Source organism: Psychrobacter sp. 1Y1, assembly GCF_051847395.2.
In the GTDB taxonomy this organism is placed as follows: Bacteria; Pseudomonadota; Gammaproteobacteria; order Pseudomonadales; family Moraxellaceae; genus Psychrobacter.
The window spans coordinates 3,062,089-3,078,974 of record NZ_JBPYDF020000001.1 but is presented as its reverse complement, the minus strand read 5'-3'; the positions used below and the strand labels follow the sequence as shown (position 1 = coordinate 3,078,974).

The following is a 16,886-nucleotide window of genomic DNA, read 5'->3' as shown; positions in this document are numbered from 1 at the left end:
TTAATAGGTATAGATAATTGGTTCAAGCATACAAATAGGATAGTGCTATCGTAAAGGATATTGCACCAATTAAAAAGACGTATGTCAGAATATACGACATCTCGTGACGTGCTTAAAACAAGCGCTTATAAAGGCCTTTTATAGTATGGTGATTCATAGCTTTTATAGATCAAGTTAAGTATAGTAAATCTAATATTTGTTTTTTATAGGGTTAATAAATATCTTAATATTTAATCGTTTTTATTTAGGATATTTTATCTACTATTAGTCTAAAGAAAGTAGGTACAGAATAGCTTTAATGCAAAATTAACAACTGAAAGTATGACAGCTAATAGACTAAATAAGACGGCTGCTTTGCCTATTTAAATAGCATTAACCATATATTGACACGGACAAGTCGCTACTGAATTATCTTACAATAAGGAATTTCTGTTATGTCATGTGACCCTTTATCTCAAGTTTCTGCCTCTACAATGCTAAAAAACGAAAGTAAGCACCTAGGGAAAAACACTACTATAAATGTACTATTGATTACTGCTATAACCAGTCTAGGATTGACAGCCTGTAGCCCTTCACAAATGAGCAAAACGCTACCGGCCGAGACAAGCAGCACAGTCAATCAAGATGCAGCAATGGTGTCAGAGTCTATCATGGCGTCACCCAGTGTGAGGTCATCCGTCATCAGCCAACAGATGATGGTACGTTCTGTGGCACAGACAGGTATCGTACGCCCATCACCGAGCATCATAGTCACGCCAGAGGCAAAAGACAACTATCAAAAAAACGCAGCCAATCCTGTACATCGAACTACGGATATGGCGGTATCCACTTTGTCTATCGATACCGATACGGGCAGCTACGCCAATGTGCGCCGCTACCTAAACGAGGGTCAACTACCACCTGTTGGTGCCGTACGGGTAGAGGAATTGATTAATTATTTTAACTATCAATTTGATGATGGCAAACGCTTAGGTAGTGCCCCGTTTGTTGTATCAACTGAGGTAGTGGACTCGCCTTGGGATAGAGCAGATCAGGATAATAAAATCGTCAAAGTTGGTATCAAAGCCGTTGATAGTAGCTGGTCGCAAAAAACAGATAAGCAATCTATGCCACCTGCCAATCTCGTATTTTTAGTAGATGTGTCAGGCTCTATGTCGTCGCGCGATAAGCTACCATTGGCACAGTCTTCGCTTAAGTTGTTGACAGAGCAAATGCGCGCCCAAGACAGTATCAGCATCGTGACCTATTCAGGTAGTACTAGTGTGGCATTGCCTGCGACCAATGGTGACCAAAAAGCAAAAATATTGGCTGCAATCGAGGGATTAAATGCCTCAGGCTCAACCAATGGGGAAGATGCTCTGAAATTGGCCTATAGACAAGCTGAGCAGGGACTGAAAAAGAATGGTATCAATCGAATCATGATGTTAACGGATGGCGATTTTAATGTCGGTATTAGTGACGTCGATGAGATGTTAGATTTGGTCAAGGCCAATCGCGATCGCGGTATCTCTTTGTCTACCGTTGGCTTTGGTCGCGGTAATCTGAATGATCACATGATGGAACAGATGGCGGACAACGGCAATGGTAATTACAGTTATATTGACAGCTTAACTGAAGCAAAAAAAGTCTTTGGGGATGAGTTAGCTGCGACATTTAACACTGTTGCTAAAGATGTAAAAGTCCAAGTTGAGTTTAATCCCGATGTGGTAAGTGAGTGGCGCTTGATTGGTTATGAAAATCGCGTACTGGCTGAAGAAGATTTCAATAATGACAAAATTGATGCAGGTGAGCTTGGGGCAGGTAAGGCGGTTATCGCTTTGTTTGAGGTAACTCCAAAAGGACAAAAAGGGTTATATAGCGATCGCCGTTATGCTGCTAGCAATGCCAGTATTAGTTCGAATAACAAACAGAACTCTAATGAGCTTGGCTATCTAAAAATTCGTTATAAAGCACCGACAGGTGGTAGCTCTAAACTGATTAGCCAACCGATTAATAAAGCTAGCCACGCTTTAAATAAAGCCAGTATCGATACTCAGTTTGCGATGGCAGTAGCAGGGTTCGGTCAACGCTTGATTCAAAGCGATTATATTAATGACTGGCAGTACAGCGATAGCACTAAGCTTGCCAAAAGTAGTATCGCAGATAGACCAAGTAGCGATACTAATGGTACTCGTCGCAACTTTGTGACGTTGACTGAGCTGGCGAGTGCGCTAAAAAACAGCCGATAGTGAACAGATATCGTGTCGGGATGGTCATTAGGGAGCAAAAGTCAATGGTCATATTTTCTAATGGTACGACTGAGATTTTTAATCTAATATATTGATATTTATAGGGATATTGAGCGTCAAGCCTATTTGAGAACTGGTGTAGCAATCTTTTGTATTGAGTACTATGTATAAAGTGTGTATGTTAATGAACAAAGGGCTATTTACCGCTATATTGTTCGCTCAGCACTATACAAATATGTCGCAGCCTTGCTTGTTATCATAACGATAGGCAAGACTCTGACGTTTTGTATATTTATCACACTGTGATTGGCGTGGGTTGACGGTAATGTATTATTACTAGGAGAGAAAAGATTATGGAAAATCAAGGAAACTTAACCCGTCGTGACGATAAAGTTTGGCTAAAAACGTATGAAGAACTTGGTCTGGAGTATGACATTGAATTGCCAGCCGACAATACGTCACTTATCGATATTTTCGAAAAAAGCTTCGCTGAAAATGCTGATAAAACTGCCTATATCTGCATGGGTTCATCGTTAAGCTTCCAAGAAGTAGATTTATACAGCCGTCAAATGGCCGCTTATCTACAGTCATTAGGATTGGTCAAAGGCGATAAAGTTGCGGTCATGATGCCCAACATTTTGCAGTTACCAATCTCTGTCATCGCTGTACTGCGTGCAGGCTTTACCTTAGTCAACGTCAACCCTCTGTACACTACCAGAGAGCTCGAGCATCAATTGACTGATTCAGAAGCCAAAGTGCTAATCATGGTCGAAAACTTTGCCAAAACCTATCAAGACATCGGTCGCAATGTGGTCGATAAAGTCGTGATTACGGGTATGGGCGATTTGATGGGTACGCTCAAAGGCTTTATGGTCAATACGGTCGTCCGCCATGTCAAAAAAATGGTGCCAGACTATAGTATTTCTAATAGCGTTAGTTTCAAAAGTGCATTAAAGCAAGTCACGGCTAGCAAATATAAGCGCCCAACCAATATCACGCTTGATGATATCGCTGTCCTACAGTATACCGGTGGTACGACAGGTGTGGCGAAAGGTGCGATGCTAACGCACAAAAACTTAGTGGCAAACTTAATTCAGTCTAATACCTTTTTGGGCACCGCTTTTGATGATTTCGATCAAAGAGGTGAGCAACCTGTGATTATGACGGCATTGCCGATGTATCATATTTTCTCATTCACCGTATGTGGTATGTTCGGTCTGTATCGCGGTTGTGTGGTGCTATTAGTACCAAACCCACGTGATCTTGATAGCTTGTTAAAAGCATATAAAGCCAATCCACCAGCGTTCTTCCCAGCGGTCAACACGTTGTTTAACGCACTTGCCAATAACGAAGAATTTATAGCGATGGATCATAGCAAGCTGCGTCAGTCGATGGGTGGTGGCATGGCGGTACTGAGCCCAACAGCCGAAAAATGGCGCCAAGTGACAGGTAATATTATTATTCAAGGTTATGGCTTGTCTGAAACATCACCAGTCGCGACCGCTAACCCTAGCAACAGCAAGACATTCACTGGCACTATTGGTGTCCCTATGCCAGCAACCGATGTGGCGATCTTAGATGATGCAGGTAATGAAGTAGCACTTGGTGAGCGCGGTGAGATTAGTGTTCGTGGTCCACAGGTCATGAAAGGTTACTGGAACCGCGAAGATGCTACTGCCGAAGTCATGACAGCAGATGGATTCTTCCGTACTGGTGATATCGGTATCATGGCTGACAACGGATATGTGACCATCGTTGACCGCAAAAAAGACATGATTTTGGTGTCTGGTTTTAACGTCTATCCGAATGAAGTCGAAGAAGTCATGGCTGGACATCCTAAGATTTTAGAATGTGGCGTCATCGGTATCGAAGACGAGAAAAGTGGTGAGATTCCTAAGATCTATGTTGTCCGTAATGATCCTAGCCTGACTACCGAAGAAGTTCTTGAGTACGGTAAAGAGAACCTAACAGGTTATAAACGTCCTCGTCGTGTTGAATTTATTGATGAGCTACCAAAATCGAACGTTGGTAAGATTTTGCGTAAAGATCTACGCGTACTTGAAGAAAAAAACCACGGTTAATTTGCTGATACACGCACCTAGATAGTTGTTTGATAGCTGCGTGTATTGACCAAAGACACATGTGAAAGTGTCGCTCGATTAGATACTGTAGTAAGTAAAGTAGTAACCAAAAATGATAAGGCTGCAACCATGCTGTCTTATCATTTTTTTGTCTTTATCGCTTTTGACATTTGCGGATGACAGCTACTATTAATAGAGAATATCTATTAAAACTGCTATAGTGCCCATCGACGTATTTTTGTTTTTATCCAAAAAATCGTACTAGTTTTACTTAAGACAACTAGTGAAATCATAGTAGTAAATATCATTTTCGACTTGGTCGTGCTAAGTGGTAGTATTATTTATCATAGACCCAGTAACACACTTTAATTTGCAAAGCTTATGAATGATAAACCCGATCATACTTATCTATTTCTTATTCATAAGCTTCTGCTGTCAGCAATAATCATAAAAAATGGTGTTTCCATTAGCATATTCAATGTTTTTAACAGTAACATTTAGGGAAAATTATGACGGATAATATTAATAAAAAAACGACAGATAATAGCGCTGCAACTGATGATAAAGCCAATACTACTAACGACGTTTATCAAAGCAATGCGTTTCCTACTATGCCGACCATCGACAGTGATAGTCCGTGGCTGAGCGCTTATGAGCGCTATAGCATCGATGCTACTATCGAGATGCCAGAAGACAATACCTCTCTACTTGATGTGTTCGAGCGTAATTTTAGCCGTTATGGTCAAAAACCTGCCTATATCTGCATGGGCTCATCGATTACTTTTAAGCAATTAGATCTATATAGCCGACAGATTGCTAGCTATTTGCAGTCAATAGGACTGGTCGCAGGCGATAAAGTTGGGGTAATGATGCCCAACGTCTTGCAGTATCCAGTAGTTGCTTTGGGTATCATTCGTGCAGGGATGGTGTTGGTCAATGTAAACCCTCTATACACCAGCCGTGAGCTGTCACATCAGTTGCATGACAGTGGTGCGAAAGCGCTATTTATCGTTGAAAACTTTGCCAAAACGTATCAAGATGCCGAAGACAAAGGTCAGGTAGAGCATGTAGTCGTGTGTACCATTGGTGATATGCTAGGTACGATTAAAGGAGCTGTGGTCAACCTCGTGGCTCGCCATGTCAAAAAGATGATTCCTGCTTATAGCATACCGAATAGCATGAGTTTTAAGCATGCCTTAAATGCTGAGTCAGCCAGTAAGTACCAGCGCCCTGAGTTGAACTTAAGCGATGTGGCCTTGCTGCAATATACCGGTGGTACGACAGGAGTAGCGAAAGGCGCAATGCTGTCTCATGGTAATCTAGTCGCCAACATGCTACAGGTCAGTGCGCTGATGAACAGTGCATTTGATGATGATATAGATGGTAGAGATGTGATTTTGACCGCACTGCCGCTATATCATGTATTCTCATTTATGGTCTGCGGTATGTGTAGCATGTACCAAGGTTATGCCTCGCTACTCATTCCGAATCCGCGCGATCTTGATGGGCTTATCAAAGAGATGGCTAAATACAAGCCGGCGTTTATCCCTGCCGTGAATACTTTGTTTAACGGCTTAGTACACAAAGATAACTTTGCTGATTTGGACTTTTCTAATCTAAAAGCATCTATCGGCGGCGGTATGTCAGTATTACCTAGCGTAGCGAAGGAATGGCATAAAATCACTGGTCTGCCTATCGTTGAAGGTTACGGCTTGTCTGAGACCTCACCTGTCGTAGCATTTAATCCGATGACTATTGCAGAATTTACCGGAAAAATCGGTATTCCTGCGCCTAGTACCGATATCGTACTCATTGATGATGACGAAAATATAGTAGCCATGGGCGATCGCGGTGAAATCTGCGTAAAAGGTCCACAGGTCATGATTGGTTATCAGAATCGTCCGAAAGAAACTGCTGAATCCTTTACGGCTAGTGGTTACTTAAAAACTGGCGATATCGGCATCATGGACGAAAAAGGCTTTATCAAAATTGTCGATCGCAAAAAAGACATGATTTTGGTGTCTGGTTTTAACGTCTATCCCAACGAAATTGAAGAGGCGATGAGTGAGCATCCAGCAGTCGTAGAATGCGGTGCTATTGGTGTACCGAACGATGATCGCGGCGAAGAGCCAAAACTGTTTGTGGTTAAAAAAGGCGACGTGACTGAAAAAGAGCTACTAGAATATGGCAAAAAACAACTGACTGGCTATAAGCGCCCACGTCATATACAGTTCGTTGACGAATTACCAAAGTCGAACGTTGGCAAAATCCTACGTAAGGAATTGCGTAAGATGGAAGGGTTAGAATAGTTTATATCTGACATTCTGTTGATAACGGTGGCGTAATGGCAGGAGCGAATCTTGCTATTGCGCCGTTGTCACGTTAGGATATCTTAAGATTTTAGTCGACTACATATCTATCAATGTGTTTACTGACAACTGATAGGTATTTTTATGACACTGCTTTTATAACATTGTACTAGGAATTTTTATGCGTATTGACAATCGTGAGCTTGACCAACTTCGCTCGATCAGCTTTGAGCGCCATTATACGAAGCATGCTGAAGGGTCAGTACTGGTAAGTTTTGGCGATACCAAGGTACTATGTACTGCCAGTGTAGAATCTGGTGTGCCGCGCTGGCTCAAGGGTAAAGGCAAAGGTTGGATCACAGCTGAGTATGGTATGTTGCCACGTGCGACCAACACGCGTAATCAGCGTGAAGCGGCTCGCGGTAAGCAGTCAGGTCGTACGCAAGAGATTCAACGTTTGATCGGTCGTAGCTTACGTGCCATGATTGATCTGAGTAAACTTGGTGAAAACACCATCTATCTAGATTGCGATGTGTTGCAAGCGGATGGCGGTACTCGTACGGCGAGTATCACTGGTGCTGCAATTGCGCTTATCGATGCGCTAGAGAGTATCCAAAAAGCCAAGAAACTCAAAGCAGATCCGCTAATCGGACTGGTTGCTGCGGTTTCTGTTGGTATGAAAGATGGCGAAGCGTATCTTGATCTGAACTACGAAGAAGACTCTAGCTGCGATACCGATTTGAACGTTGTGATGACCCAAAAAGGCGAGTACATTGAGCTACAAGGTACTGCTGAAGAAAAGCCGTTCACTCGTGAACAAGCAGATGCTATGCTGTCGTTAGCTGAAAAAGGCATTGCTGAATTGATCAAAATGCAACAGACGGCGCTTGGTTGGTAGACTAGCGTTTAAATACAACACACTGTCTTTGTTTTTAGTGTCAATAACTGCCTGTTAGCTGCTAATAGGCAGTTTTTTAATAGAAAATATTCGTACATTACTTAATAGGTAACAACACATGCTAAAGCTGACTGATGATGGCGCCAAAATCACCTTACAAGGGCAATCAAATGCTGCTGATAATGGCATGTTTTGGTTTGGTTCTGCATTATTGGTCGGGGCCGTCGCAGTCGCCATGGCGATGAGCCTATTGCCTGAGCGTCTAGCCATCGGTGCGCTTGCCCTGCTTATCATTGGTAGCTTCATTTTTAATAAAAAGCGCCAACAGCATAAAAAAGCCATGAGCGGTATGATTAGCAGTGGCACATTATGGGTAAGGGCTGGCGAGTTGGTCCATGACAATCTAGGTAAGCGTGAGCATATTCATTTAACGGATGGTGATAAGATAACGCTGATTGGCGAGCAATTACAGATTGTCGATAGCAGTGACGTGCGCAAATATCATATTACTGGTTTCGAGAGTGCTCAAGAAGCAAAAGCTGCGAAAGCTATCTTAGAAGGGCAGGCGCTAACGAAACGTCATGTAAATATCAAAATGAAGAGTAATTAGTATCTTTTCTCAATTTTATACTTTATGAAAGCATAGCTATTATCTTTGTGCTATCCAAACTTCTAATTCGAATATCGTTTTAAATTTCACTTAGCGCATCTCCCCAATATTGTCATTCATCAGTATACTTATACCGTCTATCACCTATCGCAGGCGAATAGTGCTTGCAGATTTGTGCGCAAATGGTTTATAAGTAGGATTATAAAGTTCATTCTTACTATTATCGACACTGTCATTGAGATCTGATTGACAAGGAGTTAGTCATGCTGCGTTTGTCTATACCGTCAGTCGCCGCGTCAAGCGGTTTATTACTATTTACCTGCGGCATGGTAGGGCAAGCCCATGCAGATAGTATGAGTATGCTTATCGCTCAGAAATCAGCTCAATCAACGACGAATACATTCTATCGTTATCCTGAGGTAACACGTCAAGCGCCTACAGTCTTACCGGCGTTTTTATCAGGCAGCTATGACAATGTTGATAGCGAGTACCTACCGCTGCTGAGCAATGCAGAGACGCAGAGTAGTATGGCAGCACGTGAGGTGGTCAGTACCGCCCGCAAAATGGCACTTAACGAGCGCACGATTATTCAGGGTGGCTGCTGGGACTATTTAAATGCTGTATTTAATCGGGCAGGGGTATTGCGTAATACCATACACAAAGGCACTTATGCGCAAGGGCCCTATGCTAGTAGCAGCGAGATTGAAGCAGGCGACTGGCTCTATTATATTAACCATGGCTACAATGGCGTCGAGCATAGCGGCCTGTTTGTCGGTTGGGTCGATGAGCATGCCAAGCAAGCATTGATACTGAGCTATGCTGGCGAAAATCGCCGTGAACCAGCTCGTTACCGCGTTTACGATTTAAGTAATGTTTATCAAATTATGCGCCCTAGTGTTTAGTGTTTGATATTTCCAGTTTGACAACATGTTCTATAATTGAATAAAAAAGCGTCCGCAACTCATTGAAGTTACGGACGCTTTTTTGCAGGTTAGATGGTTTTTCTGAACCTAAAACGGTTTTACCACGACTAGAATCACGATAATAACTAAGGCGAAGACAGGCACTTCATTAAACCAGCGCCAAAACTTATGCGTTTTATAATGTGGATTATCGATCAGCTTTTTACGATAAAAGCCGCAAGCACCATGATAGCCTGAGAGTAGCACGACTAAGAGCAATTTAACGTGTAGCCAACCTTGGGTTTTGTACACATCCCAGCCCAGCCCCAACATCCATAGACCAAAGACCCATGTCGCTATCATCGAGGGTGTCATGATGCCGCGATACAGCTTGCGCTCCATAATGGCAAAGCGCTCATGACTGATGCTATCGTCGCTCATCGCATGATAGACGAACAGGCGCGGCAAATAAAATATCGCTGCAAACCAGCAGACCATCGAGATAATGTGCGCGGCTTTAATCCAGTTAAAATAATCTGCCATCATAGTTTCTCTTGCTTAACTTGTATTTTTTAGCGTGGGCTTAATCTGCCAATACAACTTGTGTTTGATGACCATTCATCGCATCCATTACAGGCAGTACTTTAGGCGCTCTTGGTGCGGCAAACTGTTTGGTTAGGCCAAGCTCACGCATGAGTCTGTCGTCACCTGACTGGCTGGCGTTACCAGTAGTAAGAAGCTTGTCACCATAAAAGAATGAGTTAGCACCTGCCATAAATGCCAACGCTTGCTCAGAATCTGACAGGCTTTCGCGGCCAGCAGATAAACGCACGTAGCTAGTCGGGCAGCAAATACGGGCGACCGCAATAGTACGAATCCATTCAAGTACAGACAGTTGACCTTCGGCCAGTACTTTGTCACCAATTGGTGTACCTGCAATAGGCACCAGTAAGTTGACTGGAATTGATTCAGGCGCTTTTGGCATTTTTAGTAGCTCAAGTACCCAATCGATGCGGTCATCACGGCTCTCACCCATACCAACGATATTGCCACTACAGACATTAATGCCAGAGTTACGCACGTTTTCTATCGTATCTAAACGCTCATCATAGCTACGCGTGCTGACGACTTGCTCGTAGTAGCTGCGCGAAGTATCTAGGTTATGGTTGTAGTAATCTAACCCTGCATCGGCCAACTGCGTTGCTTGATTGGTATCAAGCATACCCAGTGTCATACAAGTCTCAAGTCCCAATGCTTTCACTTCTTTGATCAGCTCAACCACATAAGGCATGTCTTTAGCACTTGGGTGTTTCCACGCGGCACCCATGCAGAAGCGCGATGAGCCACTGTTTTTGGCGCGTTTGGCCGCTGCGATGACTTTATCAACTTCTATGCGTTTTTCTGCTTGTAGTTTGGTAGTGTCGCGATGATGACCTGACTGCGAGCAGTAGCCGCAATCTTCGGGGCAGTTGCCCGTTTTGATAGAGAGTAGCGTGCTGATTTGTACTTCATTGGCAGTAAAATGCTTTCTATGGATGGTCTGTGCTTGTAACAGCAAGTCCATCAAAGGTAAATCAAACAGTTGCGCGATTTCTTCACGGCTATACGTGGTGGCAACTTTACTATCAGTTTGAGTTGCGTCTGTGGCTAGACTGGCCAAAAAATCACTGTTGATCGTATCTGGCTGAGTGGCTACATCAGTTGGCTGAGTGGCGTCAGGTTCGGAGATGCTAAGCAATCCTGCCATAAGGTAAGTCCTTTTATAAGAATTAGAGGGTATTAAATAAAACCAATGTTTTTATCTATTGTCATTTATAAGGTAACAAAAAAGGTTGCCGTATAGTATACCGCAACCTTTTTAGAAAATCAGAACACTGCTAGACAGTATGTATAATTGTCACAGTAGCGCATATAAATAGTAACTATACGTTTGGCTATCTAGTTCTATATCATCCATTCTACCAATGCCTATCGCTCAGTGCATCATTCTTTTTATTTGCCAAGTTTGTGCTTGGCGATACCAACCCAATGCTCAGCAAGTTTCTGTGCTTTATAAGCGTAAGGTTTGGCTTTTTGAATATATGGTTTGCACTCTTCTGGGATAGCTGGAACGATATGCTTAGCAAGTTTGTTGAACCACATCATTAAGCTATAGTCGCCTTCAATGCTCAAGTTACCTTCTTGTACAGCAGTCATAAAGGCAGGCAAGCTACCTTTGGTTAGCAGTCTAACGCCAGTCATAGAATCTTTGAAAGTGATGGTCAAATCGGCTTCTTTTGCATGGCCGCTTTGTTGACTGAATTGTCCATTGTCAAAGCTAAAAGAACGGGCGATATCAGACTCAGTACTAGCAAACTCAATCGTAACTTGACGATCAGCGAATAATGCTTTGACATCTTCGTTATCGCTATCAGCTAACATAGACAAACGATAGCCAACAACAGCCAATAAAGCATCTAATGGATCAGATTTGATATCTAATACAGGAACAGTAAACATAGCAGAACTCCTAAAAAAATGAGGCATAAAAATAAAGCGTACTTTATACCAGTTTTTATGACAAATATATAACTGGATTATAAACTATCACAGGGTATCAACTCTTTAGGAGTTAAGTAGAGAGCGTTAAGTATCTTGTAACATTCGATGTCACTGACGTAAGTAAGGTGTTGATATAAAAAACAGAGGTATAAATAGGACGGTTTTAACGGAAACGTGGCTGATAGTTATCATCGTAGACAGGAGTGTGTTCGATATAACGTGCGGCTTCTAGCTCACGTTGCTGGCTAACTGTCTGACTCACGTCATCATAGCGTAATGCCCGATATAGTACCCAAGCTGCCAACGGTAACCAACTGATGCCCATAGCGATGATATAGCGATGCCATGACGATAGCTCCATCAACATAGGGCGACCTGCTAATATATTTTGAATCAATTCAACGGTGAACCAGTAAGCCATACCGCCAAACAAATATAGCAGTAGCCAACGATATGACGACAAAGCTAGCACCATTACTAAACTGGCTAGCAGTCCATAACCAAGCCATGCCGCGCCGCTCCATGCCTCTACACCGATAAAAGAAAATATAGTCATTAACATCATTCATCTCGCTATTCATAAGGTGAATTCCAATAAGACTATTATGAGAGGTTATTGAGTAAAGCTGAAGAGGGTACAGGCGACTTTGCGACAACCGTTGACGTTTGGTTTTTTTGGCTTGTTTTGCGATATTTGATGGCTAGATGTTAGGCTAAGCGCCGTAAGGAGTGGCGCTTATTTTGAGTGATATGGAAATGGTTGTGTTTGCTCGGGAGGGTGTTTATTAGCTAGCAAAGTAAAATAGCAAACAGGATTGACAGTTTGCTAAATACTTAGACTCGATTGGTACGATTACCCCACCAAGATAATAACGAAACTAAGATGGCACCGAGTAGCATAAGTCCTACTGTCGTTGACCACTGTGCGCCAGTAGGGTATTGCCACGGCATGACATTATGAACAGCTTCAGTGTTGAGCGAGCCTAGCGCATCTACTTTCCATGGCCATACTTTTATTAGAGAGCCTGCGATAAAGCCTGTCAGCAATGCCAAAGTAGCTTGGTAATAATGCGACAGTAGCCACTTAAGTGCGCGCGTGAATAACAATAGCCCAGTCGCCATACCCGCAATGACTGTGAAAATGGCACTCAGATTCATCGTGTCGACCGCTTCTAATACCGCGTCGTAAGCACCTAACAAAAGCAAAATAAACGACCCTGATATCCCTGGTAGGATCATGGCACAAATAGCAATTGCCCCTGCAAAAAACAAATACGGTAAGCTAGGCGTGGTCGTAAGCAACGGCATACTACTGATGACTATGGCGGCAATAAGCCCAGTCGCGAACAGTGCGACACGTCCTATATTCCAGCGCTTAATTTCACTAAGTAAGATAAATACCGTTGCGACGACCAATCCAAAAAAGAACGACCAAATAAACAATGGTTGGTTGTCCAATAAATGCTTAATGATACCGGCTAAGGTTGCAAAGCTAGTGGCAATACCCAGTAGCAAACACAATAGAAACGTCGCGTCTACTTGTCGCCAAATCGCCGCGAATCCTTTGATGCCACCTTCTTGTCGAAATATCGTCCAAAGATTGGGGCCGATACTGCCAAGTGCGTTAATCAAGCGCTCGTAAATCCCTGCAATCAGCGCAATAGTGCCGCCAGAGACACCAGGTACGATATCAGCTGCTCCCATAGCCATACCTCTGACGTAGATACCTACCAGCTGCTTTGGACTATCGGTACGTACAGGTGCCGTATCTTGTTCTAGTGGCGTTGGCGCTGACGGCTGAGTTGGCCGTGGAGATTGTGGTGCCGTCATGGGTATTCCTTTATCGTTTAAAAATAAGTGTTATCTGAAAGTAAGCATTAGATAAAAACGGGCGTTAGCTAAACATCAGTGTGCATAGCAGATTTTATTAATGATCGTAACGTATTAGGGCGTGTCTTCCATTCACTTGGTAGTCATCTAAGTGGACCAGAAATGAGCAAAATCTTACCAAACATCGTCAAATAGCTAGTTAATATATCGGTACTATCTACGCTACTTTTCTTGTTTAAGCCACATCCTAAAGCATAAAAGCCAGATTAATGACAAAACATTAACCTAGCTTATCGAATGGTATAAAGCGTTCTGCAATTACTCAGTAGGCGCTAGTGCTGGATAGCCAAGAGCGTACAGAGTACCTTCAAGCCCGGTCACGTTGATAGCGGCATCAGCACGTGCTTGAACGATTGGTTTGGCATGATAGGCCACACCCAGATCGGCCAATGCCATCATCGGTAAATCATTAGCACCGTCACCGACACAGACCACTTGTGACATCTCAATGCCTAAGCGCTCAGCAGTATGCTCAACGATAGCAGCTTTTTTAGCACCATTGACAATAGGCCATTGTACATGACCAGTAACTTCACCTTCCTCGATATCTAAAGCATTGGCATGTACTTCATCGATACCCAGCTGCTCAGCGATGTAACGAGCAAAATAAGTGAAGCCGCCTGATACTAGCACCGTATGATAGCCCAATGCTTTTAGCGCACTGATCGTTGTGCGCGCACCAGTCGATAACGTTAAGCGGCTACAGATATCATCCAGCACATCAGTAGAAGTACCTTTTAGCAAAGCCACACGCTGAGCAAACGATTCATCAAAATCAATTTCACCGCGCATTGCTGCTTCAGTGATGGCTTCGACTTCTTCACCAATCCCAGCCGTTTTTGCTAGCTCTACGATGACTTCTTGCTCGATCAAGGTTGAATCCATATCGAAGCAGGCAAGTTTGTGCGTCCGTAGCATATGACCGACAGACAAGATATGACAGTCTACGACGTTTATGTTGCCTGTGCTATCTGCACTGCGTGTATTGTTATATTCTTCAGTTAGGTCACGACGCAGGCGAGCGGTCAGCTGATCATCAATAATGTGAGCGGCTGCGGTTTTTTTGCCAGGGTGCATTAGTGTGTCAGTGACTGGTACCAGCAGATAACGGTAGACCTGAGTATGGGTAAAGGGTAGGCGCTGTGCGTATGCTGCTGTAGGCTCTGTATCAGACACCGTGATATTGACGAAGCTAGCGTCAGTATCTTCGGCAACCGTTACTAGATGCCAGCTTGGCTGTTCATCGACCCACGACTGAACGTACTGATGAATATCTAATGCAGATACCTGAGTCGGCAGTACGACGATGAGCGCAAAAACAGGTAGCGACTGTAGCGCATCAAAGTCTTGCAAATTGGTATCTTCGGGTAATAATGCCGCAATAGAATCAACGGCTTGTTGCCATGCTTTGCTGTCTTTTGGTAACGAATAAGATGTATTTTTTGGCATGGCTCAATTGTCCCTTGTATGCTCATATAAGATTAGGAATAATAACAGTTTTACTGGGCAGCGCCTATAGATGACGCGCAAAGTAACAATGATGCTAAAAAACAGATTTTATGGCGTAAGAAGCCATAGAAAATGCAATAAAGTTATTATGATAAATTTATAAAGCGCTCACGCTATAAGGCTTATTATGGTGATATAGTAGATGAGATAAGCTGGCTGTTTATCGACGGTGCTTTCTTATTAACGATGCCTTCGCAAAAGATTGCAAGGCAGAAGATAGCGAAGCTGGCAACAATATTGATGGTGTCGATAGTCGCTAATAATCAGTATCGTTTTACAACTATGTGCGAAGCATAGTTGGCACATATTAAAATTGTTTAAAAATTAGCCAAAAAATGAGCAGTAGCCTCGTTTTTTAATTTCTTCTCTCCAAAAAAGTTTAACATATCATGACGTATTTAGCGCCGCGGCAAGGGTTGTTTGCCATTATTCTTCTGGTTAGTTTTTGTTTGCAGACGCTGTTATTGGTCATTAGTACTGACCAACAGCTGAGCAATAGTCGTGCGTTAAAAGGCGAGCAGATGGTCGCCCAGCTGATTGATGAAGCGAGGTTGTCTTTAGAAAATAAAGACCGTGTGAGTTTAAGCGTTATTGCCAACCGCTATACCAGCGAGCAAGACGTCACACGGATACTGATTAAGGACAACAACGATGATATCTTGGTGCCAGTAGGCAATGCGCCGATGCAGCAAGGCGACACCATTCGTCAAATCGCTACCAATGGCGATGCAGTCATCGGTAGCGTTGCACTGACTCTAAAAGACGTTAGCAAAGGCGAAATTATCGCCATGCAATGGCCGTTTGTTATCGGCACCATGCTGCTACATTTACTGCTTTGGTTGATTTACGGTTACCTCGCTCGTCCGACCAAAGAGCAAATCAATGCATTAAGTCGAGATATCCAAGAGCTGTATCGTGACCAATATAAACCAGTCGATCAACGCGGCTATGACCGTGAACTTGAGCGCCAGTCAGCGTCCCAGTTAGCAGACAGTCAAGTAGCGACTGATAATACAGCTAATGCTACAGATGACGAAGTGACTAATGCGCGCAAATTTAATGTGCATAACGAAGTGAACGAGTATCTTAGAACCCAGCAAAACCAAGAGACAGGTAGCGATACTGACAATCTAGCGAGTGCGAGTGAAGGTAGCGAAATAGCGGATACAGACGGTGTTGCTTCTCAAGTTACCAGCCATACGTCTAAACTGTCTGCCACACGGTCTGTTGATAGCGTCAAAGTTCAAATTGTATTCCATGATGAGTTCAATATGCTTGAACGCCTTGCACCTGCGCAGCGTCTTCCATATCTAGCGCTCTGCACTCAGCTGCTGAATCAAGCCGTGACTGAGTTGCTAAGACAACCATTGCTACTGGGCGTGAGTGCGATGAATGAAGCGCACTTCGAAGATAATGGCGCAAGTGTGGTACTAAAGGCTGATAATAGCCATGCAAAAGTGGCACTCGCAGGCGTAATGCTTGCCAAGCTATATTTAATGCTCAACAAAATTATCCATGATAAGCATATTGAGCTGTCGCGTTTTGCTTTGCCAGCGAAAGCAGGCGTGAGTGATGACGCGCAGTCAGAGCCAATGACTCACCTGCTCCAGAGTATCGGCAAAAAAGAGCAGCTATTAATACTATTGCCAAATGCCGGCCTCAAGCAAATAAGCAATCATGTACAAGTACATAACATCATGCGTCCAACCACTGTCTATGAGCGCGAGTGTGCGATATTTGATGGGGCTAACGACTCATTGATTCAGCGTTTGGCCGATGTGCGCAACGCAGTTCTTATGATTGAAGATGAGGATGAGCTACACATTTAATGCCGACTGTATTTGGTCATTTATATTACAATTGTCTGTTATATAGCCTACTGGACTATCTTAATCGTAGAGTTGAAATGTACCATATT

General features: G+C 43.3%; 13 protein-coding genes. 7 read left to right on the top strand and 6 right to left on the bottom strand.

Annotated features, from left to right (window positions below):
* The first annotated feature begins 434 nt into the window (after nt 1–434).
* The 6 genes from ACS8FA_RS26930 to ACS8FA_RS26905 all read left to right on the top strand — a co-directional run bounded on the left by ACS8FA_RS26930 (nt 435) and on the right by ACS8FA_RS26905 (nt 9,028).
* Nucleotides 435–2,228 carry a vWA domain-containing protein gene (locus ACS8FA_RS26930; RefSeq protein ID WP_414559759.1) on the top strand — a complete coding sequence of 598 codons (1,794 nt, stop codon included), beginning with the start codon at nt 435–437 and terminating at the stop codon, nt 2,226–2,228.
* A gap of 353 nt (nt 2,229–2,581) precedes the next feature.
* Complete coding sequence (locus ACS8FA_RS26925) at nt 2,582–4,309, top strand: AMP-binding protein (protein ID WP_201572724.1); 1,728 nt, start codon at nt 2,582–2,584, stop codon at nt 4,307–4,309.
* Between the two features lie 509 nt (nt 4,310–4,818).
* Entirely contained in the window at nt 4,819–6,618 is a 1,800-nt protein-coding gene (locus tag ACS8FA_RS26920) for an AMP-binding protein (protein WP_102090482.1), read from the top strand.
* Between the two features lie 181 nt (nt 6,619–6,799).
* Nucleotides 6,800–7,516, top strand: a complete 717-nt coding sequence (gene rph, locus ACS8FA_RS26915) for a ribonuclease PH (protein WP_101206066.1) — start codon at nt 6,800–6,802, stop codon at nt 7,514–7,516.
* A gap of 118 nt (nt 7,517–7,634) precedes the next feature.
* Nucleotides 7,635–8,126 (top strand): hypothetical protein, encoded by a 492-nt coding sequence (locus tag ACS8FA_RS26910; RefSeq protein ID WP_101206065.1) that lies wholly within the window; start codon nt 7,635–7,637, stop codon nt 8,124–8,126.
* 263 nt (nt 8,127–8,389) lie between these two features.
* Nucleotides 8,390–9,028, top strand: coding sequence for a hypothetical protein (locus tag ACS8FA_RS26905; protein WP_102090480.1), 639 nt, complete (start codon nt 8,390–8,392; stop codon nt 9,026–9,028).
* Between the two features lie 108 nt (nt 9,029–9,136).
* Here the strand turns inward: ACS8FA_RS26905 and hemJ are convergent, their stop codons facing one another.
* The 6 genes from hemJ to serB all read right to left on the bottom strand — a co-directional run bounded on the left by hemJ (nt 9,137) and on the right by serB (nt 14,908).
* Entirely contained in the window at nt 9,137–9,571 is a 435-nt protein-coding gene (gene hemJ / locus ACS8FA_RS26900; RefSeq protein ID WP_102090486.1) for a protoporphyrinogen oxidase HemJ, read from the bottom strand.
* Between the two features lie 40 nt (nt 9,572–9,611).
* On the bottom strand, nt 9,612–10,775 hold the full coding sequence (gene bioB, locus ACS8FA_RS26895; protein WP_439266565.1) for a biotin synthase BioB: 1,164 nt from the start codon (nt 10,773–10,775) through the stop codon (nt 9,612–9,614).
* A gap of 245 nt (nt 10,776–11,020) precedes the next feature.
* The gene (locus tag ACS8FA_RS26890; protein WP_165597886.1) at nt 11,021–11,527 is read right to left on the bottom strand and encodes an SCP2 sterol-binding domain-containing protein; all 507 of its coding nucleotides are present in this window, start codon (nt 11,525–11,527) and stop codon (nt 11,021–11,023) included.
* A gap of 205 nt (nt 11,528–11,732) precedes the next feature.
* Entirely contained in the window at nt 11,733–12,125 is a 393-nt protein-coding gene (aciT, locus tag ACS8FA_RS26885; RefSeq protein ID WP_227522969.1) for an AciT family ciprofloxacin tolerance protein, read from the bottom strand.
* A gap of 278 nt (nt 12,126–12,403) precedes the next feature.
* Complete coding sequence (locus tag ACS8FA_RS26880) at nt 12,404–13,399, bottom strand: DUF368 domain-containing protein (protein WP_201572731.1); 996 nt, start codon at nt 13,397–13,399, stop codon at nt 12,404–12,406.
* A 318-nt stretch (nt 13,400–13,717) separates the two neighbouring features.
* Complete coding sequence (gene serB, locus ACS8FA_RS26875) at nt 13,718–14,908, bottom strand: phosphoserine phosphatase SerB (protein WP_414559762.1); 1,191 nt, start codon at nt 14,906–14,908, stop codon at nt 13,718–13,720.
* A gap of 449 nt (nt 14,909–15,357) precedes the next feature.
* Here serB and ACS8FA_RS26870 point away from each other — a divergent pair, with 449 nt between their 5' ends.
* Nucleotides 15,358–16,797, top strand: coding sequence for a hypothetical protein (locus ACS8FA_RS26870; RefSeq protein WP_201572735.1), 1,440 nt, complete (start codon nt 15,358–15,360; stop codon nt 16,795–16,797).
* Nucleotides 16,798–16,886: the final 89 nt, after the last annotated feature.